Here is a 26,559-nt window from a genome sequence, read left to right as displayed (position 1 = left end):
CCAGCGCACTTTCACCCGGCTGCCGGCGGTCGTGTCAGTGACGGGTGCCAGGATCGGGTCATGGAACAGATACAGCTCCTTCGTCCGGCTGGGCTCGTCTTGAGCCCTGCCTTCAGTCACGTCGCGATCGTGCCGCCCGGCGCGACGACCATCTACGTAGGCGGCCAGAATTCCGTCGACGCAGACGGCGCCCTCGTCGGCGGGGACGACGTCGCCGCGCAGTCCGTTCGTTCCGTCGAGAACGTGCGGGCCGCGCTCGCCGCGGCAGGCGCGACCTTCGCCGACGTCATCCGGTGGACCGTGCTGTTCGTCGACGGCGTCGACCTCCAGGCCGCGTACGGGGCGATCGCGCCGCTGCTCGCGTCCGACGAACCGCCCTTGGTGCTCGGGGCGCGCGTAGCAGGGCTGGGAGTGCCCGGTGCGCTCATCGAGGTCAGCGTGGTTGCCGCGGTGGTGCGCTGAGCTCAGGCTCCGAGCGGTTTACCCCCGAGCGCACCGAGGACGCTCCGGACCACCAGGTCGGTGCGGGCCGTGACGTCGTCGGGCCCGGCGGCCAGCTCCGGGGCGTCCGCGGGTAGGTGGTAGGCCTCGCTGATCAGGGCGAGGTAGACGCGTACCGACCAGGACGCGCTGTCCGTGGTGATGGAGCCGGTTGCGAACAGGCGGCCGAAGAGCAGTTCGACGCCCTGCACGACCTCTCGGGCGGGGTGTTCCGCGCTGGTGCCGAGCCGGTCGATCGCGTCGAGGACGAGGCGGTGCGCGAGCTTGAGCTCGAAGATGAGCTCGGTCAGCCGGTACAGGGCGATCTGCGGCGGGGCGGTGTCTACCCGGGACTGCTTCAGCGCTTCGAGGTAGCGCTCGTCGAACTGCTGGAGAAGTGCCTCGACCAGCGCTTTGCGGGAGGCGAACCGGCGCTGGACGGTCGCGCGCGCGACTCCCGCCTCGTCGGCGATGCGCTCCAGCGAGGCGTTCGGGTCGTCGGCGAGCACGATCCGGGCGGCATCCAGGATGCGGGTCATGCTGCGCTCGGCATCCGCTCGCATAGGGCGAGCGTTCGCGGGCGTGGCCATCTGGCCTCCGGTGGTGACTTCTGGGCTGGCTGCTGACGAGGGACGACGTCGGGCGGCATCAGCCTACGCGGTTTAATCGAGTACGCATAGCCTCGTTTATTGACGTAGCCGAGTCTGGCATGGTCCACTTCCGGAGTCAGATGACGTCGGACTGGAGTGAACAACCATGGATCTGCAACTTGCCGGAAAGCGTGTGCTCGTGACCGGGGCCAGCAAGGGCATCGGCCTCGCGACCGTTCAGGCCTTCCTCGCCGAGGGTGCTTCGGTGGTCGCCGTGGCGCGGCGCACCACGCCTGAGCTGGATGCCACCGAAGCCTCGTTCGTGTCTGCGGACCTGTCCCTGCCGAACGGCCCCCGTCAGATGGTCGAGGCCGTCCTCGCGGGCGACGACCGCCTCGACGTCCTGGTCAACAACGCCGGCGGCGGCACCCAGCCGCCGGAGGCGTTCAACGACGTCTTCGAGGGAGGGGACGACGTCTGGGAGGCGATCTTCGCGCTGAACCTCGGCGCCACCGTGCGGGCCACCCGGGCGGCGCTGCCAGCGTTGATCGCGTCACGCGGGGCCGTCGTCAACATCAGCTCGGAGGCCGCCCGCCGTCCGGGGGCGGCGCCGATCCACTACTCCGCCGCCAAGGCTGCCCTCAACACGGTGTCCCGGGCGCTGGCCGAGAAGCTGGCCGGCTCGGGCGTGCGGGTCAACACCGTGGCGCCCGGCGGGACCCGCACGTACACGCAGACGGGTGCGGACGGCTACATGGCTCAGGTGGCGGCGCACCTGGGCGTCGACCATGGCGCCCTGCTCGAGACCCTGCCGCAGCAAGGCGGGATGCTGACCGGACAGCTGATCGAGCCGGACGAGATCGCGCGTGCGGTGCTACTGATCGCGTCACCCACGATACCGAGCGCGATCGGGTCCAACTGGGCGGTGGACGCCGGGTCGGTCAAGGTCGCGTAGGGCCGGCGAGACCAACAGGTCAGCTCGTGCCTGCTGGTTGATGAGACCGACGTAGTGGCCCAGATCGCGCTCGATCTCGTCCAGGCCGATCTTGGCGACCGCCGCGCCGAACTGGGGAACGCGGGCCTGGAAGCCCGGCCAGGTCACCGACTCCGAGAACTCCGCCCAGGACGCGCGCACGTCGGCTCCCGGCGGAAGCGTCGCGCGGTTGACCTGTGCCTTGGCGCCCAGGACGGACGCCCTGTCGAACGACGCGATGGGGCGGCGACGCCGTCCACGAAATCGTCGAGGTCGGCGTCGGCGTCGGCGACGGCCCGGGTCACCCAGCCGTACTGCTCGGCCCGGTCGGCGTCGTATTCCTGGCTGGTCAGGATGGCCTCCAGGGCGCGGTCCCGGCCCAGAGCCGGGGCAGGCGGTCACCGCCGCCGACGCCGGGGACTAATCCGATCGATACCTCGGGCTGGCTGAAGAACGCCTGCTCGCGGCTGGCGTAGCGCAGGTCGAAGGCCAGGGTCAGCTCGTCGCCGCCGCGGTGCGGCCGCGGATGGCGGCGATGCTGATGAACGGGGCGCTGGCGAGGCGGATCGACAGGTCGGTGAACAGGGGTGTCGAGTCGGCGCCGGTCTGGGCGAGGAGCTCGGGCACCTGGCCCAGGTCGGAGTGGTTGTAGAAGTACTCCGGTGTTCCGCTGTCGAAGATGACCACCTGGACGTGTTCGTCCTGGCTCAGCTCGTCGACGACGGCGGACAGTTCGGCGACGGTGTCCGCGCCGATGACGTTCACGGGCGGGTTGTTGAAGGTGACCCGGCGGATCTTGGGTGCCACGGTCTTGATCTGGAACTGCGTCATGGTTCGCTCCGGTGCTGGTGTGGGACAGGCACTCCTGGAGGCGCTGGCGGTCTCCGCGAAGCAGCAGGTGATCGACGCCATCGAGGACGCGCGTCCCGACGCCGCCCCGGCGCTCGTCGCGCTCTACCGGGTTACCGCGAACGTGCTGCGCGTCAAGAACACCTGGCGGCACACGCTCAGCCATTCCTCGCCGCACAATCCTGTGGCGGCTGCGATCTGGAACGACATCGACGCTCACACCGGCCGGCTGCTGGCCCGCGCACAGAGCGAGGGGCTGCTCGCCTTGGACAGCGACCTGGACTGGACGCGGCAGGTGTACTACGCCCTGCTGAACGAGGCGCTCGACCGGCCCGGGACCGACCACGACCCGGGGGGCGCGGGACCCGGACGTGCTGGCGAGCCTCGTCATCGACACGTTGCTGCACGGCGCGGGTCCACGCAGCTGAGCGCTCAGGTTCGCAGGACGTCGCCGCCTGCTAGCGTCGCTTCCCGTCGGTTGCGGACAGAGGAGTCCAGATATGACCAGACCGTTCCGGTTCGGGGTCGTGACCCCGCTGTTGACCGACCTGCCCTCGTGGCGGGAGCGAGTGCGCCGGATCGCCGGCAGCGGCTACTCGACGCTGCTGATGCCCGACGTCCCGCACTGGCAGCCCGCGCCCGCGCCGGCGCTCGCCTTCGCGGCGGCACAGGCGGACATACGTGTCGGCACCTGGGTCTATGCCTCCCCGCTGCGCCCGGCCTGGAGCACGGCCTGGGAGGCGCACTCCCTCTCGGTGCTCACCGAGCGCCGCTTCGAGATGGGCATCGGCACCGGGCGGCCTGGGATCGAGGACGAGCTCCGTTCGCTCGAGATGCCCGTGCTCCCGCCGCGAGAGCGCCTCGCCCTGGTGCGGGAGACTTTGATGAGGCTGCGCGAGCTGGACGGCCCCGATCTGCACACGCCGGTGGTGATGGCGGTTCGCGGGCCGAAGGCGCAGGCGCTGGCCGCCGAGTTCGCTGACACGGTCACGATCGCGGCAATGCCGGACGACACCCGTGCCGAGGTCGCGGGGAGGGTCCGTGGGTTCCACGCCGACCGGGACGTCGAGCTGGCGCTCCACGTGCCCGTCGTCGGCGACGACGTCGCGCCGTTCATGGCCCCGCCGGACATCGACACGGCCGCGCTGCGCGAGGCGGACTCGCTCGCCATCCTCCCCGATGACCCGGCGGCGGCCGCCGAGGAGATCCAGCGGCGTCGGGAAGAGATCGGCTACTCCTACTTCGTCTTCGGCGCTGGCTCCGCGGAACGGCTCGCGCCGGTCGTGGCCGAGCTGGCCGGGCGGTAGGTCAGGCTCCGCGTCGGGCCGATCCCGGGTCAGCGCGCGAGCGCCGCCAGCGTGAACTCCTCCGGGTACGGCGAGCGCGCCACGGCCTGCTCCGCGGTGAGCGTCCCGGCGGAAACCTCCCGGCACAGCTCGGCGACCAGCACCAGCTCTGCGCGCTGGCCTCGGACGAAGTCGCGGTCGACCGGGTTGCCGTGGCCGGGCAGGACGATCGGTGCGTCCAGCGCGAGGATGCCGTCCAGCGCTGCCGGCCAGCTCTGGGGGAAGGCGTCGTCGAACTGGGGCGGCGCGCCCTGCTCCACGAGGTCGCCCGCGAACACCGCGCCCGAGTCCACGACGAGGCACGTCACGTCGCCGACCACGAGCCCGACCGACAGGTCGAGCTCCTCATAGCGCCGCACCAGCACACCGTCCGCGGCCTCGATCCAACGTCCCATGACACCGACCCAAGCAGACCGACAACGATGTTCACAGCCAGAAACTGCCGGTGTCGTTAGCCTGGGGCGGTGCTGATCGAGGGAGTGCAGGTCAAGCCCGCCCTGGTCGAGGAAGGCGTCTGGCCGTGGACGGTCCCGGCGATCGCTGAGATCGCTGCCCGTGGTGTGCGGCTGAACAGTCGGATCGTGATCCTGATGGGCGCCAACGGCAGCGGCAAGTCCACGCTGCTGGAAGCGATCGCCGAGGGCTACGGCCTCGACGTGCGTGGCGGACACGGTGGCCGGAAGTACGCCAGTGCGCTGGAGAAGAGTCCGCTGGGCGAGGCGATCCTGCTGGACCGCACGCCGGCCGGGGCCGGTATGACCAAGCGCAACGCGAAGGGCTTCTACCTGCGGGCAGAGACTGCCTTCGGGATGCTCGAATACATGTCCGGCCTGCCTGGCTACGGCGACAAGCCGTCCTGGGAGGTCAGCCACGGCGAGTCGTACCTCCAGGCGATCATGGGACGGTTCGACGGGCCCGGCCTGTATCTCCTGGACGAGGCCGAGGGGCCGCTGTCGTTCGAGTCGACCCTGCAGTTGCTGTACCGCCTGCAGGACGTCGCGGCCGAACGTGCGACGCAGGTGGTCTATGCGACGCACTCGCCGATGGTCGCGGCTCTGCCCGGGGCGCAGATCCTGGAGATGACAGATCGGGGCATCGCCGAACGCACATGGGCAGAGCTGGAGTCGGTTGCCCTGTGGAGGAGGTTTCTGGGGCGGCCGGACACGTTCTTCGACGCTACCTGACCGCCGGCTTCGAGCTGCCGCTCACGCGATGAGTTCCGTGATGACTCGTCGTCTGTATTCACGACACTCGACCAGACGCACCCCCGAGGAACACAACATGACCGCTGTCTACACCTGGGATGTCTTCTCCACCCTCGACGGCTACGGCTCCTACGGACCCGACGGTGACTGGGGTGGTTACTGGGGGAAGCAGGGCCCGGAGTTCCTCGAGCGGCGTCGCGCCGTGCTCGGCGAGGAGCAGCGGATGGTCCTAGGGGCCAACACCTTTCGGCAGTTCGTCGAGATGCTGGGTCCGATCCCCGAGTCCGACCTCGGCCCGGTGAACTCTCGGATGCGAAGCATGCCGACAACCGTGGTGTCGACCACGCTCACCGGAACGTTCGCGTGGCCGGATGCTGCCGTGGTGGCCGGTGACGCCGTCGACGTCGTCGCCCGTCTCAAGCAAGAGTCCGAGGTGTCGTTGCGCTCGCACGGAAGCCTGGCCATGAACCGGGCCCTGATGGCCGCCGGGCTCGTCGACCGCGTCCAGGTGACGATCTTCCCGGTCATCAGCGGTCAGACCGGGGCTGGTCCGCTCTTCAAGGGCGCGGCCGACTTCGACCTCGAGCTGATCGAGAGCCGGACACTTGACGGTCGAACCGTCGAGCTCGTCTACCGACCTGCCCTGCATGGCTGAGCGCCGTCGGGGCTGAGCCAACGCTCTGGCGTTGCGCCGCTGATCACCTCAGCAAGTGATCAGGAACCGCCAGATCCTCATGTTTGAACAGGAGGGCCCGAGCCTGCGCATCGTCTTCCACGCAGGTATCGGCCAGCGTGTCGATGAGCCGGTCGTAGTCGGGACCCGTCGTGCCGTCGTACGCGGCAGTCATCCGGCCCCCAGGCATGGTCCGTCCCGGGCACTCCGAACCTCTGGGCGTCGACCAGGCCGGCTCGGTGCCGGGTCCAGGCCTCGCCCCCGGTCAGGAACTCGCCCGGAGCGAGATCGTCGAGGTGGTCGACGTAGCCCTTGCCGAGGTGCTCGGTGTCCACGCGCACCCAGCGCTGGTCGTCGGTGTCCCAGTACTCGGTGATCCAGTGGTCGTAGCCGTGACCCGCACGGAAGTAGGTCCCGAAGCCGCACCGGGCCCGCGCCAGGATGCCCCGCGCCCGCAGGAACGTGCAGGCGAGGACAGTGAAGTGGCGGCACGTCCCGACCACCCGTTTCTCGGGCGCTCGGGCCTGGTTCAGCGGGGACGCATCGAGGGCAGTCAGCACGGCGAGCAGCTCGCTCGTGGGCCGGATGTCCTTCTCCGTGATCCGGTCCTCGTCGATCCCTGCCGCCACGGCGTCGTGCGGCTGGATCACCAGGCCTTGCGCGACGGCGCAGATACCCACGGGGTCGTCCGGCAGAGCGTCGATGAAGTGAAGCTGCGTCGCGTCGAGGCTCGTGAAGAGCCCGGGCTGGGAGTAGCTGAGCTCGTCATCGGCCATGGTCGGGGATGCTACGCGGGGGGTCTGACATCGACCCCGAAGAGGTCCGCCTCGAGAACACGATCCGGCATGGTCCGGAGCCTCAGACCATGCCAGACCGTGTTCTCGAAGCGGACGAGGCGCCGGCCGAGAACCGGACGCCCGTCTGGAGGTGTCCTACCGGCGGACGGCCGCCGCCCTGCGCGTCGCCCCTACGACGTCGACCGCGCCGCCGCCGCGCGCCGGAGCCTGCTCGTCCTCAGCAACACGAAGCCGGCGACAAGCAGGCCGATGGCCGCCGCCGACACCCACAGGGCCTCGAAGCCGGTCGCCGCGAGACCACCTGCGCCGGCGGCACCGGCGCCGATACCCGTGCCGATGCCAGGGTTGTGGTACATACCTGTTTCCTTTCGGTGAGAGGCCCGCTGTCGCGGATCGGTACACCGAGATAGACGGCGCGGCACGCGAGTCATGACGGGTGAAAATCGTGCCGATGGCGACGTGACCGTGCGAAACGGCGCGATCTAGCTCGTCCCGGCGTGCCGAGCCTCTGCCTTGACCCACTCCGCGGCGCGGAGCTTGGCCAGCCTCATCTCTTCCGCCTCGTCGAAGACGTACCACTCCATGCTCGGCTGGTCCGGCAGCACGCCGCGCAAGTACTCACCGAGGAAGTGCAACGGACCCTCCCAACCGATCGCGGGGCTGAACTTGTCTCCGGACAGGTCGGTGTGGAAGACATCGGCGACGGAGGCATGCTCAAGCTCCAGCCACGTCGCATCGTCGTCTCCGTCGGCGGTCAGCCGCACCTCGACCTGGTCGGCTTCGGCGCGGTCCGGCGGGATCCACTCGAGCCGGAGCAGATTCGGGGCGTCGCAGGCGAGGATCCTCCCGCTGGCCTGGCCCTCGAAGGCATAAGAGCCGCCCTCTCGGAAGTCGCCGCTGACCGGCAGGAAGAAGCGGTCGATGCGATCCGGGGTCGTGATCGCGGCCCACACGTCCTGGATCGGCGCATCCAAGCGGCGCCGGAGTACCACGGCGTCGGCCGGCCCGTCGGCGATCTCACGGTTCGTGACGCTGCGCTCCACGAGGGGGATGCTCGCGTCCTGGTCTGCGATGTCAGTCACTGGTGTTCTCCTTCTTCTGTAGGGTCCGGCTCCCTCTGTGGGTCCGGGTCGCCGGCCTGCTGCTCGGCATGGTGGTGAATCTGGATCAGGTTTCCGCAGGTGTCGTCGAACACCGCGGTGGTGGTCTCGCCCATGACGGTGGGGGGCTGGGTGAAGTGGACGCCGAGGCCCTGGAGCCGCTGGTACTCGGCTTCGACGTCATCGACGGCGAAGGAGTTGAAGGGTGTGCCGTCAGCCGTCAGCGTGTCCCGGAACTGCCTCGCCGGTGGGGTGGCGGGTTCGAATACGAGCTCGACGCCGTCCGGGTCCAGAGGCGAGACCACCGTGATCCAGCGGTCCTCACCGAGGGGGACGTCGTGCTTGGGGACGAATCCCAGCACGTCGGTGTAGAACCGCAGCGCCCGTTCCTGGTCGTCGACGAACACGCTGACCCACGTGACCCTCATGCCTGCCCTCGCCGCCCCGGCAGGTGGGACGGTGGCGCGGGCAGGCGATGGGTCGGTGCGCTCGGCCAGCCAGCTCTCGACGATCGGGGTGAGGGGCGCGGTGTCGAGGAAGAGCAGCTTGTATCGCCCCTGACGTCTCGCTGTGACCAGGCCCGCGGCCTCCAGCACGTCCAGGTGTTGTGAGACTGCCTGGCGCGAGGAGGTCAGCCCGTGGTTGGTGGTGAGCCGCGCGCACAGCTCGAACAGGGACTGCCCGTCCCGCTGGCGTAGCTCTTCGACGATCGCCCGCCGGGTCCGGTCCGACAGGGCCTTGAACACATCCGTCACGCCGACGACGATAGGCAAGTCGGTACTTGCATGTCAAATGCAAGTACCTGCTTGCATAAGGTTGGCGCGTCGATACCTCCCGAGCTTGTGCGAGGCCGGTCTCACCGACGCCGGTCTCACCGCCCAGCCGCAGAACTGATCGCGTCCGACAGCCACGGCGCGATCCACTCCATACCCCGCCGCGTGAAGTGCACCGTGTCGATGTAGGTGGGCGAGCCGTCCGGCGTCGTCTGCCGGCATTTCCGGTCCGTGCAGACGAAGTCGTGCAGCTCCAGGACCGTGACCCCGTCGCGCTCGGCAGCCGCCTCGCGGAGCTGTTCGGTGTGGCAGGCCGCCCACTCGGGCCACGCGATAGGCGTGAACTCGCGGGAGGTGGTGAGCAGCACCTGGCGGTCGGGGTCGCCCGCCTGGACGATCTCGAGCGCCGCGTCGAGCTGGCGCGTGTACCGCTTGGCGTAACCCCGCGTGCACGGGTCCAGCCAGCGGCCGTCGACGCGCTGGTCGGCGCCGTCCCACGCCAGGTTGATCACCACGACGTGCGGGGCGGCGTCGCGGATGCCGTCACGCCAGCGCTGCTCCCACGGCAGGCACCCGTCCGCAGGGCGTTGTGGGACGCCGGTAGTGGTCCGGCTCGTCTCCGGGCTGAAGACGCCGCAGCCGTTGAAGGCGGCGTCGGTCACCGCGAACTCGTCGGGGGCGTAGGTCGTCAGGGCCTGCGCGAAGTCGTGCCCGAGCGAGTCGCCGAGCACCAGCACGCGGGTGTCCCCGGAACCTGAAACCTGCCGCACGACGGCGGGCGAGACGACCAGAGCCGCGCACACGGCGACGCTGAGGACCGCGAAGGAGACACCTCCGGCGCGGTTCCACCGCCGGATGCGCACCGGCTCGCCGACGATGTGGTGCAGGAAGGCGGCGAACGCGACCGACAGCGGGATCCCGTAGAGCGCGATGAACGCCGGCCGGGGGTCGGGCAGCATCTTCTGCAGCAACCAGAACACCGGCATGTGGACCAGGTAGAGGGCGTAGGAGACCTTGCCGATCTCGACCAGCGGGCCGACCTCGAAGATCCGTGCCACCCAGGTGTCCGAGCGGGTCAGGGCCAGGATCAGACCCGCCCCCAGCAGCGCGACGACGGTCAGCCCGCCGCTCTCGTAGAGCCAGGGCTCCTCGTACGTGGTCGTCAGCACCGACACCACCACGATCGCCGTCAGCAGGGCCACCGTGACCAGCCCGGCCAGCCGTCGCGGCAGGACGAACCGCGACGGCACACCCCCCGCGCGGCGCCGGAGCCGCCACACACAGACGACGGCGGCCAGCGACCCGACCATGAGGCCGACGCCGTGCGTGTGGGTGCCCAGATACAGCAGGTCGGCGTTGGCGCCGTCGTACGACAGTACGGTCGCGACGGTCATGGCGACCGCCCCGGCGGCGGCGAGTGCCGCGATCACCGCGTGCCGCCGTCGGACGACGATCGCGGAGACGAGAGCGAGCAGCGGCGGCCACACCAGGTAGAACTGCTCCGTGATGGACAGCGACCACATGTGCGAGAGCGGGCCCGGCACGCCCAGGGCGTCCCAGTACGACTCGCCCTGGGCGATCTGCTCCCAGTTGGCGACGTAGAACAGCGACGCGATGCCCTGTTGCAGCACCCGGTCGGCCTCGTCGCTGCGGCCCAGCTGCGCGGCGGCGATCGCCGTCGCGCCGAGCACCACGAGCAGCGGGGCCAAGAGGCGCTTGGCCCGGCGACGGTAGAAGGCCTTGAGGCTGACCCGCCCGGTCCGCGACTCCTCACGCAGCAGCGTGACGGTGATCAGGAAGCCGGACAGCACCATGAACAGGTCCACCCCGAAGAGGCCGTTGTGGTACAGGCCCGTGTGGTACATGAGCACGGAGATCACGGCGACGCCGCGTAGCCCGTCGACCGCCCGGTAGTACACCGAGGGGAGCGGGATGGGCCGGGTGAAGTTCGTGGTCGTCACGGGGTGGACTGACGGCCGATCGGCGCAGCGGTGACGGTCGAAATCCTGGCCGTCATGGCCGGACCCGGTGGACGTCTATCGCCGGGTCCACCGAAAGAGGAACAGACATGCCCGTGCTCGAGACCCTCTCGCACGTCGTCATCGGCACATCGATGGCCTACTTCCTGCTGCTCATGGGCAGCGGGCTCGTCCAGCTCCGGCGCTCGAGGACCAGCCTCGGTGCGCAAGGGAACGCGACCTACGGTTCGCGCGACTCCGCGGCGCATGCCGACCTGACCCTGTACTTCCTGGTCCCGTGCCTGAACGAGGAGGCCGTCATCGGCCCCACGGTCGCCGGGCTGACCCGCCTGGCCGGGACGACAACCCTCGTGATCGACGACGGGTCGGACGACGACACGACACCGCACGCTCGTGCCGCCGGCGGCGGCCGGGTCCAGGTGCTGCGCCGCGACCTCCCCGACGCGCGCCAGGGCAAGGGGGAGGCGCTCAACGCCGGGATCGCCTGGGTCCGACGCCGGGTCGCCGAGCGCGGCCAGGATCCCGCGAAGGTCATCGTGTGCGTGATGGACGCCGACGGCCGCCTCTCGGACGGCGCCCTCGACCAGGTCCTGCCCCTCTTCGCGAACGACGCCGTCGGCGGCGTCCAGCTCCAGGTCCGCATCCGCAACCGGCACACCTTCCTGACGCGGTTCCAGGACTACCAGTTCTGGGGCCTCGCAGCGATCACGCAGTTCGGCCGCCAGGTCACGGGAACCGTGAGCCTCGGCGGCAACGGGCAGTTCGCGCGCCTCTCCGCGCTCGACGAGACGGGGGAGCGGCCCTGGTCCGCGTCACTGACCGAGGACCTCGACCTCGCCATCACGCTCGCGCTCATGGGCTGGCAACTGCAGACCACACCCCACGCCTCTGTGGACCAGCAAGCGGTCGAGACGCTGCCGCTGCTCCTCAAGCAGCGCACCCGCTGGTACCAGGGCCACATGATGGCCATCGGGCGCGTGCCCGACATCTGGCGCGCGCCCCAGCTCAGCAACGCCAGGGCGCTCGAGCTCACGTCCTACTGCCTCGTCCCCTGGCTGCTCGACCTCCCCTGGTCGATCCTCTTCCACTACTGCCTGATCATGCTCGCCATCAACTGGGACCAGATCTGGGTGGTCGCGGACGGCAGCAGCATCGCGCTCACCATCGTCGCCGCTGCGTTCTACCTCCTCGCCTTCGCTCCGGCGCTCGCGGCGGGCTGGATCTACCACCGGCGTGACCGGCGCTTCGCCCTGCTCAAGAGCCTGGCCCTCGCCAACTCCTTCATCGTCATGAACTACATCTCGTTCACGTGCGCGTGGAAGGCGCTGGCGCGCATCCTGCGCGGCGAGACGACGTGGGACAAGACGGCGCGGGTCCGCGAGGCAGAACCGGTCTCAATCTGAGCGTGGTCCGGAGGCGCAGTCCTCCCGCTCCGATACACGCCATCCCAGACACGACAACGCCCCACCGCCAGGGGACGAAGCGGTGGGGCGTTCTCGGCCAGCGCCCGGATAGACGGGAACCGCCCGCGGTGATGACGAACCGTCGTCGTCCGGCCCTCGGTGCGTCTGTCCGGGCGAGCGAGCCGCTGATCCACACCCCCCGCCTCCGGAGAGGAAAACGCGCATGCACAACCCCCCGACCCGCTCTACCCACTCACGGGGTGGGGAGGGCGAGCCGTGATCGAATCTTCGGTCGAGATCGTGATCGTCGAGGCCCGTACCCCACCGCCCGACGTCCGGCCGCGCCTCTGGGCCGCCGTGCCGGTGGCCGTGCTCGGGGTCGCCGTCCTGCTGGCCGCCGAGCGCTTTCGGCACGGCGAGGCGGTGCTCATCGCCCGGCTGCTGGAGCACCTGTTCTCCCGGGCCGCAACGGTGCCCTCGGCGGCCCCGGTCTTCTACTACGAGTCGATGGCGGGCGGGGTGCCCGTGTGGCCGAGCGTCCTGGTCACCGGCCCGGTCTCGGCGTCGTGGTTCATGGGCGGCGCGCTTCTGGCGACCGCGCTGATGCTGCTCGTGTGGCGCCGCGCCCCCGTGGCCGGGCTGCTCGTCGCGAGCCTGGTGACCATCACGATCCTCGGGGTCGTGAGCACGGCCCGGACGGTCCTGTCGGTCGAGGCGACCGCACGCTGGGGTGAGACCGGGTTCGGCTGGATGATGCACACGGTCGGCGGCCCGGCCCTGATGGTCGCGACCCTGTGCTTCTGCTCGCTGCTCTTCACGCCCGGCGGCCTGCTGGCGGTGGCCCGGCCCACCGGGGACGCGTGACCCGAGAAGCATCGGCCCAGGTCAGCGCGGTACCAACCCAAAAAAGAAAATCACGGGCAAGGGCGTCATCACTCCCATCCCGCTGCGTCGGTCCCGTCGGCTCGTACTTGCGAGCCGTCCGCCCGAGCAGAGAGAAGCAGCATGCCCCAGACAGCTCGCCGTGAGATCGCAGTGCTCTACGGAACGCGGCCGGAGGCCGTGAAGCTCGCCCCGGTCGTCAACGAGCTCAAGCGCCGGAACCGGCACGTACCGCGCGTCGTGAGCTCCGGGCAGCACCGCTCCATGCTCGACCAGGTCAACCAGCTCTTCGGCATCATCCCGGACCATGACCTGGGCCTGCTGCGTCGCGGCTACTCGCTCGACGACGTCCTGATCGGCGCCGTCCGCGGCTTCAGCGAGTACCTCGACGCGCACCCGGTCGACGCCGTCGTCGTGCAGGGCGACACCACCACGGCGTTCGCCGGGGCGCTGACCGCGTATCACCGCCAGATCCCGGTGGTGCACGTCGAGGCGGGCCTGCGCACCGGCGACGTCTACTCGCCGTTCCCCGAGGAGGGGAACCGGCGGTTCATCACCACCATCGCCGCCCGGCACTGCGCCCCCACGGACCTGGCCGCGCGCAACCTGCTCCACGAGCACGTGCCCGAGCACCAGGTCACCGTCACCGGCAACACCGTCATCGACGCCCTGATGCACACGGTCAGCCGGCCCGTCCGGGTCAGCGACCCGATCATCGAGACGGCGATCATGGAGGGCCAGCGCCTGGTCCTGGTCACGGCGCACCGGCGCGAGTCCTGGGACGACGGGATCGAGCGGGTCGCGCGGGCCCTGGTCGAGGTCGCCGACCGCTTCCCCGACGTGCTCGTCGTCGTGCCGCTGCACGGCAACCCGCTGGTGCGCGAGGCGATCGTGCCGACCACCTTCAACACCCCCAACATCCTGCTGACCGACGCCCTGCCGTACGCGGAGTTCACGCGGGTCCTGTCCAAGGCGACTCTCGTGGTGACCGACTCGGGCGGCATCCAGGAGGAGGCGCCCGCCTTCGACGTGCCCGTCGTGATCACCCGCGACACCACCGAGCGCCCGGAGCTCCTCGACGCGGGCGGCGGCGTGCTCGTCGGCACCCACACGAGGCGCATCGTCGACACGCTCACCGCGCTGCTCACCGACGAGACGCTGCACCGCCGCATGGCCAACGCGCCCAGTCCGTTCGGTGACGGGCACGCCGCCGCGCGGGTGGTCGACGTCATCGAGAACCTGCTCGCCAGCCGGCGCGGGGAGGACGACGTCACGGGCTGGACCGCCACCGCACTCGCCCGCTGACCCCGCCGGCTCCCGCTGGTTGCTCGGTCCATGCCCGGAAGCTGGGGTTCTCGGGCATGGGCCGTGCTCCCGGCGGGAGCCGCGCACTCCCTCGAAAGGAAACCCTGATGTCTCACCTCCTGCCCGCGGTCCCGCAGCCGGATCCGTCGGATCCGACGCCCCCGCCGATCCCCGACGCCGCAGTGCGGCTGGTCCGGCTCTCGCGAATCATGACGCGCGTCGCGGTCGTCGCCCTCACGGTGACGCTGCTCGTGCTCGTGCTGGTCTGGGTCGCCACCTCCCGGTCTGTCGAGGCCACGGTGTCGGCCCTCGCGATCGGATTCCTGGCGTTCGTGATCACCGCCGTCCGACGCCGGTAGACCCGGCCCCGCCCGACCCCGCCGTCCTCCCGGCGGGCCGCAGCTCCGTGGCCCCGCATCTTGCCGTGCGGGGCCACGGCCATGCTCGCGGCGGGTTGCCCTATACATGCATCCGCATGCGATTTGTCCCTCTGACCAGGCAGATCACCCTCCCGATCACCTCTGTGGCCTGCGACACGCCCACCCACCTACCGCGTCTTCCCCATCGCGTACGTACGTGCGCCGACGGCCCGGCCGAACGGTCGGGCCGTCATCGCGAGGAGGGGATCTGGATGCCGATGACGACGACGGCGGCCTGGCAGCGCGAGATCGGTCTGCTGGAACAGGGGCATGGGAATCCTGGGGTGTTGGTGGAGACGGACGGGGACGCGGAGGAACTCGGTGACATCGAGCTGTTCGGCCGGGCGAGGGCGGGCGACACGTTCGCGATAGACCTCGTCTGGCGGCGCCACTATCCGTATGCGCTCAAGGTGGCGCGGCGTTACACCCGCAGCCCCGCGGACGCCGACGACCTGGCGGCGGAGGCGTTCGTCCGCATCCTGTCGTTGCTGCGCGCGGGGCGCGGGCCGCGGGAGCACGGGAAGACATACGTGGCGCGCACCGTGCGCAACATCGCGACCGACCGCTCGCGCCGGCGACAGCCGCCGATGACGGCGATCGACGAGGCCCACGACCTGCCGGCGTCGGACGACCCGGCCGCGGCGGCGCTGTCCGCGATGGAGCTCGGGGACGTGCTCGAGGGCCTGGCGGCGTGTCCGCCGCGGCAGCGGTATGCGATGCAGATGACGGTGTTCGAGGGCGTCCCGATCTCGATGGTGGCCGAGGACCTCGGGATATCGAAGAACGCCGTGGCCGCCCTGCTCGTGCGGGCGCGCGAGTCGATCCGCCGGTTCGTGGCACGCGGGGTGCACGAGCACGGCTCGGAGAGCCGGCGCGCGGCGCTGGACGACGGCGGCCCCAGCCGGCCCTAGCTCGCCGGGTCGCGGCGTCGTCTGCTCAGCGACGCTACGCGGCGTCGGCGGTGATCAAGCTGCGCAGCGCGGCGAGGTCCTCGGGCAGCGGCTGCACGGTGATCCGGATCGGCGCCCGCAGGATGCTCGGGTTCTGCCGGGCCAGGCTGGTGAGCGTGGCGCGGGCCCGGGCGACGGACGCCAGGACCCGGCCCGCGGGCTCCGACCGGCCGAGCACGACGGCGACCCCGTCGCGGTAGCCGGTCGGGTAGTCCTCGCCGAACGACAGCCGGACCGCCTCGCCGAGCAGCACGTCGCGCTTCCACCGCACGAGCCGCGCGGCGCTGCCGATCTTGCCGACCCGGCCGTCGATCGTCACCAGCACGAGCGACCCGCCGTCCTTCGTGCTCTCGATGCCGGCGAAGACGTCGGCGGCGCGCGCCAGGAACTCGGCGTGCTGCGGCAGCCCGCTCATGCCGCGTGCGGCGGCCTGGGGGTCGGGCCCCGTGTCGGCGGTCTCCCAGCCGGCCGCGAAGGCCAGCGTGACGGACAGGGGCATGGTCGTCAGGCACAGGTCGTAGAGCGCGCCGACGTCGCGCAGACCCTCCGTGACGCCGACGTCGGCCAGCGCGCGAGCGGTGCCGAGGGCCTGGGCGGGTACCTCGGCCGCGAGCCCGTTCAGCACGGCATACGCGAGCGGGACGACGGCCGGCGTCGACCAGTCCTCGGGCATGCGCCAGCCCTCGGCGACCGTGTGCCTGCGCCATCGCGCGCACAGCGGGCCGAGTCCGTCGTCTCCTGCGGGTGACTTTTTCATCGCCGGGCTAGACGGTGACACAAGCAGGTGGTGACGGCGCAAGCGGAAGAGCCGCCCGGACGCCGGATCACCCCCCGAATCACCCCTGTGACGTGCGTAGTCGCACCTACCTGTCGGTAGTATTTTACGCAATCAGGACAACTCAATCGAGGTGCCAGGGGGCGCAGGCGGATGGTCGACACGACCAGTTCCAGCTCGATGCGGCAGAGGGCGGAGGCCCCGTCGCCGGACTCCGACGAGGCACTGCTCGCCGACTTCCGCGCCGGGCAGGAGCGGGCGTTCGCCGAGCTCTACGCCCGGCACCATCGGACGGCGGCGGGGGTCGCCCGGCACGTGATCGGCCGGGGACCCGCGGTCGACGACGTCGTCGCCGAGTCGTTCACGTCGCTGCTGACGGCGGTGCGCCGCGGGGGCGGGCCGTCGAGCAACGTCCGCTCCTACCTGCTGACGACGGTGCGCAACACCGCCATCGGGTTCCTCCGGGCGCAGCAGAAGGCGGTGCCCGCCGAGGCGGAGGTCGTGGACCGCCCGCACCACGACCGCGACGAGCTGACCGCGGCCGACGACGACCATCGCGTCCGCCGTGCGTTCGCCGAGATGCCCGCCCGCTGGCGGCGGGTGCTCTGGTACGTCGACGTCCACGAGCTCCCGCCGGCCCAGGTCGGACCGCTCCTGGGCGTCTCGCCCAACGCCGTGTCCTCGCTGGCCCGCCGGGCCCGCCAGCGGCTCCGGCGGGAGTACCTGCAGGCCCACCAGGATCGGGTGGCGCCCGGTTGCGAGGACTTCGCGCCGCACCTGGCCCGGTACGTCGACGAGACGCTGGCCGTGCCCGTGCACCACCGGGTCGACGCGCACGTGCTGGAGTGCGCCTTCTGCGCCGCCGCCGTCGACCAGATGCGGGACCTCAAGCGCCGCATGCGCGCCGTGCTGCTCCCGCTCGGGCTGCCGGTCGCGGCAGCCGGCGAGCTCGACCACGACCCGGATGCCGACGACCCGGATGCCGACGCCGAGGATTCTGGCGCCGACGATTCCGGCGCCGAGGTGTCGACGCCGCGGCCGGGGCCGGGCCGCGCGCGAGCCCTCGGCCGGCGCTGGTGGTGGGCGCGCCCGCGGATTGGTGCGCGGACGTTCCTCCTCGGGGCGGCGGCCGTGGCGCTGTGCCTGCTGATGCTGTTCGGGATCACGGCGTCGGGTGTCGTGGGGGAGGGGACCGGGCAAGCTCCGGGTCACGTCGCGGGCGGGGCGCCGCTGCCCGACGACGGCGGGTTGCTGCCCGATCCCGGGCCGGCCGGCGACGGTGGCCGGCCCGAGTGGGACGATCCCGCGGACTCGGATCCGGTGCCCGGCGGCGGGGCGGCGCCGTCGCCCAGCCCGTGGCCCGGCGATCACCGCGACGAGCCGCAGGGCGGTCCGCGGTACGTGGACGACCGGTCCGGGAGCTGGGACGCGCCCGGCGGCGGGCCGGCGCCGGTCGACCCGACCCCTACGCCGGGGAGCACCACACCTGGTTCGCAGCCGGGCGGGACAACTCCGGACCCGGCGGCTGCCCCGACGCCGGACCCGACGTCGGGTCCCGATCCGATACCCGAGCCGAGCCGGCCGACCGGCCCGAGCCCGACGCTCCCGTCGTCGCCCGCCCCCACACCCACGCGGCCGCCCGAGCCCGTGGTGCTCGAGGTCGCGCACGACGACCTGGGCGACCTCGTGCCCGGGCGCACCGGCGTGCTCGGCGCGACCGTGACCAACCCGAACCCGGACCCGACGGGCGCCGTGGTGGTCGACGTCACGCTGCCCGCCGGCGTCGAGCTCGACACGGCGGGCGGGGCGCGCGCCGTCTCCGCGTGGGCGTGCGCCGACGCCGCGGGCGGAGGCGTGGTTGCGGGCGCCCCCAGCGTCGTGAGCTGCGCCGTCGACACGGTCGCGGCCGGTGACACCTCGACGCTGCTGGTGCCCGTGCTGGTCGCCGCCGACGTCGCAGGGGGCGACGTCGACCTGCGGCTGGACGTGCGCGGGGACGGCGTAGCGCCCGCGAGCGCGACCGTGCCCGTGCCGGTGCGCGCGGGCTCGCTCGCCGCGCGGTACGTCGCCACCGGTTCCGTCCAGGTGAGCCAGGCGGGGGCGCCTGTGCTGCACTGCGATCCCGCCGCGGCCGGCTGCGCGGCCGTCGCCAACGGCACCGCCACCGGGTCCGCGCAGAACAACAACTGGTGGAACATGGTGTCCGTCGACGCCCTGGGGACGGGGACCAACTCGTCCACGGCCGTGCTGGACATCCCCGCCGGGTCCGAGGTGCTGGGGGCGCGGGTCTACTGGGCCGGGGGATGCGCGGGCGAGATCGGGCCGGTCCGGGTGGCGCCGCCGGGCGGCGCGCTCACCGCCGTCGGCGAGGTGACCGTGGACCGCTCGGGGGCCCAGATGTACCAGGCGAGCGCCGACGTGACCGACCTGGTCCGCTCGGGCGGCGCGGGTACCTGGGGTGTGGCCGACGTGTGCGCCACCGAGGCGAGGGGCGGGTTCGCCGGCTGGGCGCTCGTCGTCGTGCACCGGCCGGCGGGAACCGGGCCGGGCGGCTCCGGGCTGGCGATCGTGTACGACGGGCTGCAGCCGGTGTCGTCCGCGGTGGGCTCCGCTACCTTCTCCGTCGCCGGCCGTCCCGGCACGACGGCGCGGATCGGCGCCGTCGTGTGGGACGGGGACCGAAGCGCCCCGGGGGACCAGCTCCTGTTCGACGGCGCGCCAATGGTGCCGCCGCGCTGGAACGGCGTCGGGCCGGCGGGGCCGGGCTCGGGTGAGAACGCCTTCGACTCGACGGCGTGGGGCTCGGCCTACGCCAACGCGCTCGGCGTCGACGTCAAGCCGTTCGCGCCCGCAACCCTGACCTCGACCCGCGCCGAGCTGACCGCTGTCGAGACGAACGGCGACGCGTTCACCGTCGGCGTCGTCACGGTCGCGACGGGCTGAGCCGGGCGCGGACCATCGGGTCCAGCAGGCCCAGCTCACGGGCCCGCTGGAGCGCGGCCGTCCGGTCGTGCACGCCGAGGCGGCGGTAGACCTCGCGGATCTGGGTCTTGACCGTGTTGTGCGAGACGAAGGACGCCTTGGCGACCTCGGTCGAGGTCAGGCCGTCGGCCAGGTGGTGCAGGACGACGAGCTGCCGGTCCGGCACGACCACGAACTCGGCCGGGACCGCGTCGGCGCGCCGGCGAAGGACCTCGGCGATCTGCTCGCGCACGTGCGCCGTGGCGTCGCGGGCCGCGAGGCGCAGCACGTCGGACGAGGCCGACCAGTAGGGCAGGGCGCCGCCGACCCGTTGTGCCAGGGCGGACGCCTGGGCCAGCTGGCGGCGGACGTCGGCGCGGCTGCCCCCGGCGGCAGTACCGTCGCCGTCCTGGTCGCCGGTCCGGCCGGTCCCCGCGCCGTCGATCGTGGTGAGCGCCTCGGCCGCCATGAGGTGGGCCACGAGGCGGGCGCCCGCCGTCGACCCCTGGTGGCCGACGGCGGTGACCGCCAGGAGCGCGTCGCGCGGCCGCCCCTGCGCGAGGCGGAGCCGACCGTCGAGCAGGGCGACGGCGGGGGCCCGCGAGGTCAGGGCGTCGGCGACGACCACGGCGTTGGTGCCGCGGCCCAACGCCAGGTACAGCCGGCCCAGGTCGAGGGCGAGCAGCGGTGGGATCCGGAGGTGGTCGGCGGACGGTTCGGTGTCCGTCGGTGTCCGCCCGCGCTGGGCGAGCGCCTCCCGCAGGCGGTCGACGGCGGGCTCCTCGTGACCGCGCAGCGCGGCGAGTGTCGCCTCGACGTGCAGGCCGGCGAACCACAGGTCCGTCCGGGCGGCATCCTGTACGGCGCCCAGCAGGTGGTCGGGCAGGTCGTCGTCGAGCCGGTCCAGGCGGGCGAGCGCGGAGACCAGGGCGGCGGGATCGCCGACGGCACGCCGCCACCAGGCGGGTGGTTCGGGCAGGCCGGCGGCCTCGGCGGACCAGTCGGCCGCCGCGTGCACGGCGGAGTCGAGCGCGTGCACCAGGGCCGCCAGCTCCGCCGCGGCGGCGGCCAGCGGCAGCGCTCCGGAGCCCAGCGCACTCTGGTGGGCGCCCTCGGCGTAGCGCAGGGCCTCGTCGAGCATGCCCGCCTCGGTTGCCGTGACGCCGGCCTGCAGCCCGACGAGGACCCGTGCGACGTCGGAAGTGCTGCTGAACGTGCTGCTGGTCGTGCCGAGGGTCGCGGTGTTCGTGCCGCCGGTCGCGCCGAGCAGCTCGGCCGCCCGGCGCAGGGCGTCTTCGGTGCGTCCCGCCCGGCGCAGCCGCACGATCCGGGCAAATGTCTGGAGCGATCCCTCGGGGCCGGTGGGCCGGTGCGGGCCGGCCGGGGCGGCCGGCAGCTCGTGCATACCCGGCCGACCTGGCGAGCGCCGGGTGGCGGACAGCAGCGCCCGCAGCTCCGCCGGGACGTGCGTGACGGGCGCCGCCGCGGCGGCGCTCCACAGGGCCTCGTGCAGCGTGGGATCGTGGCCGTCCAGGATGCCGGTCCACGTGCCGTGCAGCAGGTCGCGCACCAGCCCGGCGTCGCCGGACTCGAGCGCGACCAGGAGCGCCCCGCGCGCGTCGCCCAGCTGTTCCTGCCGCCGCGCGGCCTTCGCCGCCCGGCGGTGCAGCTCGTCCCGGTCGCGGCCGCGCGCGTAGTCGAGCAGGGCGCGGCGGGCGTTCGGCTCGATCGTGAGGATGTCGTCCGGCCCTGCCGGGTCGGCGAGGAGCAGCCCGGTGTCGACGAGGCGATCGATGAAGACGTCGGCGCCCGGGAGCGCGGCGAGCAGGCCGGTGGCGGCCAGCTCGGCCCGGCTGAGCTGCGGAGCCAGGCTGACCTCGACGAGCACGCTGATCGCCTCCTCGGGGACTGCGGCGCGCAGGAACGCGGCGCGTTGCGCGGCGGCGGCCGTCGAGACGACGTCGTCGGTGACAGGGACGCCCGCCGCGCTCGCACGGCGGAGCTCCGCCAGCGCCGGGTGGACCACCGCCGCCCAGCCCGCCGCCGCCGTGACCAGGAGGCTGGCCTGCGGCCGGGTGAGAGGAACACCGAGCGAAGCGGCGGCCGCTTGTGCCTCGTCGGGGCGGACGGCGAGGTCGCGCAGGGTCAGCTCCGCGTGGCGGGCGGGCTCGCGGGCCGTCGGGGTCGCAGAGCCGGCGTCGGGCGCCCAGGCGTCGAACGTCGGGACGGGGCCCGGTAGCGGTATGGCGGTCAGCGCGACGATCCGGCTCCGGCGCAGCACGCGCGCGACCTGGTCGAGGTAGGCCAGCGCGGCGTCCGACCTCGGCCCGATCCGGTCGACGACGAGCACCACGCGGCGGACGTCGAGCGCGGCGGCCAGGTCCTCGGGTGCTGTGCCCCGGGTGGCCGCCGCCGTCGCGTTCCCGGCGGCCTCCGGCGCAGGCGGCGCCTCCCCGATCACGTGCGCGAGCCGGGTGCGGACGGCCTGGCCGAGCGCGTCGCCGTCCACGGCGTCGGACTCGGGGACGTCGACCCAGACCACCACCGTTCCCTCGCGGACCAGCCGGCGCGCCCACAGCGCGACCGCCGTGCGCCGGCCCGCACCTCGGGGCGCCCGCAGCAGCACCAGAGCGGTGGCGTCCGTGCGGAGCGCGTGGTCGAGCGCCCGCTCGACGGGCAGCCTGCGCTGGGCTTCCCGCGGCGCGGGCAGGCACTCCTCGGCACGCGGGAGCCACTCGGGCGCCTCATCGTGGGCAGCCGGCCGAAGCAGGCGACGGTTCACCGGACCCCTCGGGGCCGAGGGCAACGCGGAGGACAGGGCCGGGCAGCGCAGGCGCCCGTCCGGAGCAATACTTCGATCACACTCGGATAGGACGGTGTACTGCCGCGGACGTGTCGGGTGACCTGAGTCACAGCTGCCCCGGGGCGGTGCTCGACCGGAGTCGACGTCTGAGCCGGACGGTCAGGGGTTGAGTCCGTGCTGGTAGGCCCAGATCGCGAGCTGCGTGCGGTCCCGGGTCCCGGTCTTGTCGAGCATGTTGCCGATGTGCCACTTCACGGTGTTCTCGCCGAGGTTGAGCCGCGCGGCGATCTGCTTGTTGCTCAGCCCCTCGGCGAGGGCTGCGATCACGTCCAGCTCGCGGTCCGTGAGGAGCGTGGCGATGCTCTCGGCCGTCGCCCCGCCAGCCAGGCCGGGCCCCGCTCCGCCGTCGCCGGGGCCGGGACCGGGGGCGGCCGGCTCCAGCACGCCCTGCCGGCGGGTGCGGCCGCTGCTGCGTGCGTACTCGGCCAGCAGCCGCTGCCGCACGGCCGGCGACTGCAGGGCGCTGGCGTTGACGGCGGCGCGGATCGCGGCGGGGATGTCGCCCGGGTTCTTCTTGAGGAGGTAGCCGACGGCGCCGCGCTCGAACGCGCCGTAGAGGTATTCGTCCAGGTGGAAGGTAGTGAACACGAGCACGGGGATCGGGTTCGCGACGCCGGGTCCGCTCAGCGCCGCGATGGCGTCGAGTCCGCCTCCGCCCGGCATGCGCAGGTCCATGAGCACGACGTCGGGCCTCAGGGCCCGGGCCAGCCGCACGGCGTCGACCCCGTTGCTCGCCTCACCGATCACCTGGATGTCGTCGGTGGTCTCCAGCAGGAGGCGCAGCGACCGGCGCACGCTCCCGGCGTCGTCCACGACGAGCGTCGTGATCACGTTTTCGCCCCTCCGTCACAGCGTTGCCAGCCGTCGGTGGTGTCGGTGCGGTGCGGCGGATGGGGGAGCAGGGCCTGCACGGCCCACCCTCCGCTGTGCCGAGGTCCGGTACGCAGACTGCCGCCGACGGCGGCCAGCCGGTCCCGCATTCCCTCGATCCCGTAGCCGAGACTCAGGCTATGCGGCGTGACCGCGACGTCACCAGGATCGAGGGCTTCGTCGGAGGGTGAAGTCTCGTTCTCGACGCGGAGCAGCAGGCTCGAACCGTCGTCCTCGAGGAGCACGGTGACCTGCGTGCCGGGGGCGTGCTTGCGCGCGTTGCTCAGGGCCTCCTGGACCACCCGGTACGCGGTGTGGCTGCGCAGCGGGCCGAGCCGCTCGTCGATCTCCACGAGCCCGGGGTCGTGCTCGAGGGTCACCGGCACGCCGGTGGTGTGCTCGTGCTCGGCGGTCAGGTCGGCGATCTGGGCCACGGTGTGCTGGCCCGCAGCCTGGCCCGGCTGGTGGGTCCCGGCGAGGGTGCGGTCGTCCTGCCGCATCCGGGAGACCATCCGCTCGAACCCCTGGTAGAGCCGCTCGCCCTCGTCGCGGATCTGCGCGATCAGCCGGGGGTCGGGGGCACCGCCCGACGCCGCGCTCGCCTCGGCCGCCGTGCTCAGCGTGAGGATCGCGGCCAGGTGGGCCGACGACGTGTCGTGCAGCTCCTGGGCGACCGTGCGGCGGGCCGCCGCGACGGCGTCGGCGGTGCGGTGCGCCTCCCGGCCGGCGATCTCGTGGGCGAGTGCGGCGATGCGCTCGGCGCGGTCGCGGAGCTGCGCGTACCAGGCGCCGAGGAGGGCGGGCACCGCGACGACGCCGGCGGCCCGCAGCGCGCAGACGACGAGCATCGCCGGGTCCTGCCAGCCCGGTGCGCCGGGCGTCGGGTAGAGCGCCTCGTCGGCGAGCAGCACCCCTGCCGTCATCACGACGAAGGCCGAGACGAGCACGCCCCGCCACCGCCCGGACCGCTCGGCGGCGAAGCTGAACACCGCGAGCAGCACGCCAGGCTGGAGCAGGAGCGGGTCGGACCCGCCGATCAGCAGCGCGCCGAACCACAGCACGAGGGACGCGATCAGCGTTCCCAGGGCCTGGCGCTGGAGCCAGTGCAGCCAGAGCGCCTGGAACGAGACCAGCAGCACGACTGCGGCGACGCGCCAGTCCTCGCTCTGCGCCGTGTGCACGGCGCCGGTCCGGTCCAGCAGCGCGAGCGACCCGAGGTAGGCGGCGATGTTGGCGACGAAGGTGACCGCCACGACGTCGCGCCCGACCCACCGGGTCAGGCGCAGCAGCACGGCCGGCCGAGCCGTCCCGGCCCCTCCGATCGGGAGGTCCCGGACCCCTCCTTTCGGGTGGTCCTTGTCGCTGCGGCCATCGGATCCGACGTCGCGGACTGCCCGCCGCGCCACGGCGGGCGACGTCGAGAACCGCGGAATCTCGCCGATGCCGGGGGTCGCCTCCGGCGTCGTCCACCTCGCGTCCATCTTGACCCCGCCGTCCGTCAACCTGCTCGCCGCACGCGCTTTGTTTGCCCGCCGGGTTGGCCCGTGACGATGATGCCACCGTCCGAACCGGCGCCGGGCCGGGCGCGGCGGACCGGTGGTACGGGAACGGTGGCCGCAGGCAGCCGTGCGGCCCGCGCCCATCTTGAGGCCGACCCGCAGACCGATACGCACCTGCCCTGGCCCGACCGTGCCTGACGCGAGAGAGGTTGCAAACCTATGACGCGCACCAGTTCTGACCGCGTGCTCGACAGGGCTCGGCAGTTGCTGAGTGACCTTCATCGGCTCACCGCCGCCGTGCAGGACGGGCGGATCGGGCGGACAGCCCTGGCCTGCGGTCTCACCGTGGCCGTGATCGTGTCGACGGTGCAGCCGCCGGTGGGCGGGCTCGCTGCCGCGGCCGCACCGGGTGCCACACCGGCGTCGGGCGGGACGGTCCAGGTCGCACCGCTGAAGGACCGGGCGCCCTTGCGGCTGGCGGCGTCGGTGCCGGACGGGGCGACCGGGCCTGCGGGTGCGGCGCTCGCTCAGGTGGAGGCCGTGCTGGAGCGCGCCCGCCGGATGGTCGACAAGCAGGGGCACGACGCGGTCCCGCACGTGGTGCAAGCGGCTGGCGAGCTCGGCATGCTGTACTCCACCTTCCGGGCGCAGCAGGCCGCGGCGAGCGTTGCCGACGCAGGGTTGCGGGCGCGGACCGCGCCCGAACGACCGTTGCCCGCAGATGGTGATGATTCTCGTGCGGGCCGTCCGCTCGCCGACGGGGACCGGCACGACCATGGTCACGGCGTCGAGCTCGACGACCTCGTGCGGGCCGCGAAGCGCCTGGCGGGTGTGCTGGACCAGGCGACCTCGGGCGCGGGCGGTGCGGCACCGGACCAGCGATCGAGCAGGCTGCGGGCGAGTGTGATCGACGCGGTCCATCGGTACGCCGAACAAGCGGCACGGTATGCGAACGGCCACATCCCGGCGGACGTGCTGTGCGAGCTGGACTTCTCGGCCGGGCATCTGCTGCGGTGTGATGCGGCCGAGGCGCTGGAGCGTCTGAACCGGAAGTTCGAGAAGCGCTTCGGGAACCCGATCCCGATCACCGACTCCTACCGGTCGTATGCGGCGCAGGTCCGGCTCAAGAAGGTCAAGCCCTACCTGGCGGCGGTCCCTGGAACGTCGAACCACGGCTGGGGCCTCGCGGTGGACCTGGCCGAGCCGATCAACACCGGCCACAGTGCCGAGTACCGGTGGCTGCGCGAGCACGGCCCCGAGTACGGGTGGGACAACCCGTCCTGGGCGCGCCCTGGCGGGGTCAAGCCCGAGCCCTGGCACTTCGAGTTCTTCGCGGCCGCCATCGTGCTCGGCGGCTTCGTCGACGGCACCACGACGGCCGACGACACTGCCGCTCGTGGGCGCGATCGGCGGGACGACGACAAACCGAAGCAGGCCCCGCTGGACGAGCCCGCGCGCCGGAACGAAGCAGACGACAGGCCGGTGGGCGAGGCACCGCGGAACGGTGACGACGAGGAGGGGAGGACGCCCACGCCGGCTCGGCCCACCGACGCGCCGTCGGGCGGCAGCAGGGCCGATGACGCGGACAGCCCGTCCGGCTCGGACGACAGCGCCGGTGGGACGGACGCCGAGGCCGGCCCGCCGTCCCCGGAGCCGGAACCCACGGACCCTCCGACGACCACGCCAGAGGACGAGGCGACCTCCGACCCGACCGACTCGCCGACCGACTCGCCGACCGAGGAACCCACGGACCAGCCGTCGACCGGCCCCAGCGATTCGCCGAGCGAACCGTCGGACGAGGTGCCCGCCGGAGACACGACCACGAGCCCGACCGACGCCGACGATGTCCCCGGAGAGTGATGCACCG

At 72.4% G+C, this 26,559-nt stretch carries 24 protein-coding genes; 12 read left to right on the top strand and 12 right to left on the bottom strand.

Annotated features, from left to right (window positions below; genetic code table 11):
• Positions 1-60: 60 nt before the first annotated feature.
• The gene (locus EW117_RS03840; RefSeq protein ID WP_129783890.1) at positions 61-462 is read left to right on the top strand and encodes a Rid family hydrolase; all 402 of its coding nucleotides are present in this window, start codon (positions 61-63) and stop codon (positions 460-462) included.
• Between the two features lie 2 nt (positions 463-464).
• Here the strand turns inward: EW117_RS03840 and EW117_RS03835 are convergent, their stop codons facing one another.
• On the bottom strand, positions 465-1,043 hold the full coding sequence (locus EW117_RS03835; protein ID WP_207211736.1) for a TetR/AcrR family transcriptional regulator: 579 nt from the start codon (positions 1,041-1,043) through the stop codon (positions 465-467).
• Positions 1,044-1,236: 193 nt separating this feature from the next.
• Here EW117_RS03835 and EW117_RS03830 point away from each other — a divergent pair, with 193 nt between their 5' ends.
• Positions 1,237-2,025 (top strand): SDR family NAD(P)-dependent oxidoreductase, encoded by a 789-nt coding sequence (locus EW117_RS03830; RefSeq protein ID WP_129783886.1) that lies wholly within the window; start codon positions 1,237-1,239, stop codon positions 2,023-2,025.
• 513 nt (positions 2,026-2,538) lie between these two features.
• Here the strand turns inward: EW117_RS03830 and EW117_RS29645 are convergent.
• Positions 2,539-2,874, bottom strand: coding sequence for an enoyl-CoA hydratase-related protein (locus EW117_RS29645; RefSeq protein ID WP_207211735.1), 336 nt, complete (start codon positions 2,872-2,874; stop codon positions 2,539-2,541).
• A gap of 518 nt (positions 2,875-3,392) precedes the next feature.
• Here EW117_RS29645 and EW117_RS03815 point away from each other — a divergent pair.
• Complete coding sequence (locus tag EW117_RS03815; protein WP_129783884.1) at positions 3,393-4,199, top strand: LLM class flavin-dependent oxidoreductase; 807 nt, start codon at positions 3,393-3,395, stop codon at positions 4,197-4,199.
• A gap of 29 nt (positions 4,200-4,228) precedes the next feature.
• On the opposite strand, the gene EW117_RS03810 is transcribed toward EW117_RS03815, so the two are convergent.
• Positions 4,229-4,633 (bottom strand): MBL fold metallo-hydrolase, encoded by a 405-nt coding sequence (locus EW117_RS03810; RefSeq protein ID WP_129783882.1) that lies wholly within the window; start codon positions 4,631-4,633, stop codon positions 4,229-4,231.
• 69 nt (positions 4,634-4,702) lie between these two features.
• Between EW117_RS03810 and EW117_RS03805 the strand changes: the two genes are divergently transcribed.
• On the top strand, positions 4,703-5,422 hold the full coding sequence (locus tag EW117_RS03805) for an AAA family ATPase (protein ID WP_129783880.1): 720 nt from the start codon (positions 4,703-4,705) through the stop codon (positions 5,420-5,422).
• A gap of 97 nt (positions 5,423-5,519) precedes the next feature.
• On the top strand, positions 5,520-6,098 hold the full coding sequence (locus tag EW117_RS03800) for a dihydrofolate reductase family protein (RefSeq protein WP_129783878.1): 579 nt from the start codon (positions 5,520-5,522) through the stop codon (positions 6,096-6,098).
• 77 nt (positions 6,099-6,175) lie between these two features.
• On the opposite strand, the gene EW117_RS03795 is transcribed toward EW117_RS03800, so the two are convergent.
• The 5 genes from EW117_RS03795 to EW117_RS03775 all read right to left on the bottom strand — a co-directional run bounded on the left by EW117_RS03795 (position 6,176) and on the right by EW117_RS03775 (position 10,747).
• Positions 6,176-6,892, bottom strand: a complete 717-nt coding sequence (locus EW117_RS03795; RefSeq protein ID WP_207211734.1) for a transglutaminase-like domain-containing protein — start codon at positions 6,890-6,892, stop codon at positions 6,176-6,178.
• A 191-nt stretch (positions 6,893-7,083) separates the two neighbouring features.
• Entirely contained in the window at positions 7,084-7,269 is a 186-nt protein-coding gene (locus EW117_RS03790; protein ID WP_129783876.1) for a peptidase, read from the bottom strand.
• Positions 7,270-7,395: 126 nt separating this feature from the next.
• A complete protein-coding gene (locus tag EW117_RS03785) occupies positions 7,396-7,995 on the bottom strand; it encodes an SRPBCC domain-containing protein (RefSeq protein WP_129783874.1) in 600 nt (199 codons plus the stop codon).
• The gene (locus tag EW117_RS30605) at positions 7,992-8,768 is read right to left on the bottom strand and encodes a VOC family protein (RefSeq protein WP_165362445.1); all 777 of its coding nucleotides are present in this window, start codon (positions 8,766-8,768) and stop codon (positions 7,992-7,994) included. Before EW117_RS30605 ends, EW117_RS03785 begins: the two co-directional genes overlap by 4 nt.
• A gap of 116 nt (positions 8,769-8,884) precedes the next feature.
• Positions 8,885-10,747 carry an acyltransferase family protein gene (locus EW117_RS03775; RefSeq protein ID WP_129783870.1) on the bottom strand — a complete coding sequence of 621 codons (1,863 nt, stop codon included), beginning with the start codon at positions 10,745-10,747 and terminating at the stop codon, positions 8,885-8,887.
• Positions 10,748-10,854: 107 nt separating this feature from the next.
• Between EW117_RS03775 and EW117_RS03770 the strand changes: the two genes are divergently transcribed.
• The 5 genes from EW117_RS03770 (at position 10,855) to EW117_RS03750 (ending at position 15,685) form a co-directional block, all read left to right on the top strand.
• The gene (locus tag EW117_RS03770; RefSeq protein WP_242504069.1) at positions 10,855-12,168 is read left to right on the top strand and encodes a glycosyltransferase; all 1,314 of its coding nucleotides are present in this window, start codon (positions 10,855-10,857) and stop codon (positions 12,166-12,168) included.
• Between the two features lie 276 nt (positions 12,169-12,444).
• The gene (locus EW117_RS03765) at positions 12,445-13,032 is read left to right on the top strand and encodes a hypothetical protein (RefSeq protein ID WP_129783868.1); all 588 of its coding nucleotides are present in this window, start codon (positions 12,445-12,447) and stop codon (positions 13,030-13,032) included.
• Positions 13,033-13,173: 141 nt separating this feature from the next.
• Positions 13,174-14,355, top strand: a complete 1,182-nt coding sequence (wecB, locus tag EW117_RS03760) for a non-hydrolyzing UDP-N-acetylglucosamine 2-epimerase (protein WP_129783866.1) — start codon at positions 13,174-13,176, stop codon at positions 14,353-14,355.
• Between the two features lie 107 nt (positions 14,356-14,462).
• On the top strand, positions 14,463-14,714 hold the full coding sequence (locus EW117_RS03755; protein ID WP_129783864.1) for a hypothetical protein: 252 nt from the start codon (positions 14,463-14,465) through the stop codon (positions 14,712-14,714).
• Positions 14,715-14,986: 272 nt separating this feature from the next.
• Complete coding sequence (locus tag EW117_RS03750; RefSeq protein WP_165362444.1) at positions 14,987-15,685, top strand: RNA polymerase sigma factor; 699 nt, start codon at positions 14,987-14,989, stop codon at positions 15,683-15,685.
• Between the two features lie 34 nt (positions 15,686-15,719).
• Here the strand turns inward: EW117_RS03750 and EW117_RS03745 are convergent, their stop codons facing one another.
• Positions 15,720-16,481: a hypothetical protein gene (locus EW117_RS03745; RefSeq protein ID WP_129783860.1), complete on the bottom strand. Its 762-nt coding sequence runs from the start codon at positions 16,479-16,481 to the stop codon at positions 15,720-15,722.
• 171 nt (positions 16,482-16,652) lie between these two features.
• Here EW117_RS03745 and EW117_RS03740 point away from each other — a divergent pair, with 171 nt between their 5' ends.
• Positions 16,653-19,442: a sigma-70 family RNA polymerase sigma factor gene (locus EW117_RS03740; protein ID WP_129783858.1), complete on the top strand. Its 2,790-nt coding sequence runs from the start codon at positions 16,653-16,655 to the stop codon at positions 19,440-19,442.
• Here EW117_RS03740 and EW117_RS03735 read toward each other — a convergent pair.
• The 3 genes from EW117_RS03735 to EW117_RS03725 form a co-directional block, all read right to left on the bottom strand.
• On the bottom strand, positions 19,423-22,242 hold the full coding sequence (locus tag EW117_RS03735; RefSeq protein WP_129783856.1) for a helix-turn-helix transcriptional regulator: 2,820 nt from the start codon (positions 22,240-22,242) through the stop codon (positions 19,423-19,425). The two genes, EW117_RS03740 and EW117_RS03735, sit on opposite strands and share 20 nt — an antisense overlap.
• 180 nt (positions 22,243-22,422) lie before the next feature.
• Positions 22,423-23,154: a response regulator gene (locus EW117_RS03730; RefSeq protein ID WP_129783854.1), complete on the bottom strand. Its 732-nt coding sequence runs from the start codon at positions 23,152-23,154 to the stop codon at positions 22,423-22,425.
• Positions 23,151-24,674: a sensor histidine kinase gene (locus EW117_RS03725; RefSeq protein WP_129783852.1), complete on the bottom strand. Its 1,524-nt coding sequence runs from the start codon at positions 24,672-24,674 to the stop codon at positions 23,151-23,153. The genes EW117_RS03730 and EW117_RS03725 overlap by 4 nt, the downstream gene beginning before the upstream one ends.
• A gap of 237 nt (positions 24,675-24,911) precedes the next feature.
• On the opposite strand from EW117_RS03725, the gene EW117_RS29630 reads away from it, so the two are divergent.
• Positions 24,912-26,552 (top strand): D-alanyl-D-alanine carboxypeptidase family protein, encoded by a 1,641-nt coding sequence (locus EW117_RS29630; RefSeq protein ID WP_129783850.1) that lies wholly within the window; start codon positions 24,912-24,914, stop codon positions 26,550-26,552.
• The last annotated feature ends 7 nt before the right edge of the window (positions 26,553-26,559 follow it).

The sequence above is a fragment of the Promicromonospora panici genome (assembly GCF_900608595.1).
Lineage (GTDB): Bacteria > Actinomycetota > Actinomycetes > Actinomycetales > Cellulomonadaceae > Promicromonospora > Promicromonospora panici.
The sequence above is the reverse complement of the archived record's forward strand: the minus strand, read 5'-3'. Positions and strand labels throughout refer to the sequence as shown.

Excerpts from the sequence above, each read along its gene's own strand:
- EW117_RS03840 (WP_129783890.1), top strand. The coding sequence starts at position 61 with ATGGAACAGATACAGCTCCTTCGTCCGGCTGGGCTCGTCTTGAGCCCT.
- EW117_RS03835 (WP_207211736.1), bottom strand. The coding sequence starts at position 1,043 with ATGCGAGCGGATGCCGAGCGCAGCATGACCCGCATCCTGGATGCCGCC.
- EW117_RS03830 (WP_129783886.1), top strand. The coding sequence starts at position 1,237 with ATGGATCTGCAACTTGCCGGAAAGCGTGTGCTCGTGACCGGGGCCAGC.
- EW117_RS29645 (WP_207211735.1), bottom strand. The coding sequence starts at position 2,874 with ATGACGCAGTTCCAGATCAAGACCGTGGCACCCAAGATCCGCCGGGTC.
- EW117_RS03815 (WP_129783884.1), top strand. The coding sequence starts at position 3,393 with ATGACCAGACCGTTCCGGTTCGGGGTCGTGACCCCGCTGTTGACCGAC.
- EW117_RS03810 (WP_129783882.1), bottom strand. The coding sequence starts at position 4,633 with ATGGGACGTTGGATCGAGGCCGCGGACGGTGTGCTGGTGCGGCGCTAT.
- EW117_RS03800 (WP_129783878.1), top strand. The coding sequence starts at position 5,520 with ATGACCGCTGTCTACACCTGGGATGTCTTCTCCACCCTCGACGGCTAC.
- EW117_RS03795 (WP_207211734.1), bottom strand. The coding sequence starts at position 6,892 with ATGGCCGATGACGAGCTCAGCTACTCCCAGCCCGGGCTCTTCACGAGC.
- EW117_RS03790 (WP_129783876.1), bottom strand. The coding sequence starts at position 7,269 with ATGTACCACAACCCTGGCATCGGCACGGGTATCGGCGCCGGTGCCGCC.
- EW117_RS03770 (WP_242504069.1), top strand. The coding sequence starts at position 10,855 with ATGCCCGTGCTCGAGACCCTCTCGCACGTCGTCATCGGCACATCGATG.
- wecB (WP_129783866.1), top strand. The coding sequence starts at position 13,174 with ATGCCCCAGACAGCTCGCCGTGAGATCGCAGTGCTCTACGGAACGCGG.
- EW117_RS03755 (WP_129783864.1), top strand. The coding sequence starts at position 14,463 with ATGTCTCACCTCCTGCCCGCGGTCCCGCAGCCGGATCCGTCGGATCCG.
- EW117_RS03750 (WP_165362444.1), top strand. The coding sequence starts at position 14,987 with ATGCCGATGACGACGACGGCGGCCTGGCAGCGCGAGATCGGTCTGCTG.
- EW117_RS03745 (WP_129783860.1), bottom strand. The coding sequence starts at position 16,481 with ATGAAAAAGTCACCCGCAGGAGACGACGGACTCGGCCCGCTGTGCGCG.
- EW117_RS03740 (WP_129783858.1), top strand. The coding sequence starts at position 16,653 with ATGGTCGACACGACCAGTTCCAGCTCGATGCGGCAGAGGGCGGAGGCC.
- EW117_RS03725 (WP_129783852.1), bottom strand. The coding sequence starts at position 24,674 with ATGGACGCGAGGTGGACGACGCCGGAGGCGACCCCCGGCATCGGCGAG.
- EW117_RS29630 (WP_129783850.1), top strand. The coding sequence starts at position 24,912 with ATGACGCGCACCAGTTCTGACCGCGTGCTCGACAGGGCTCGGCAGTTG.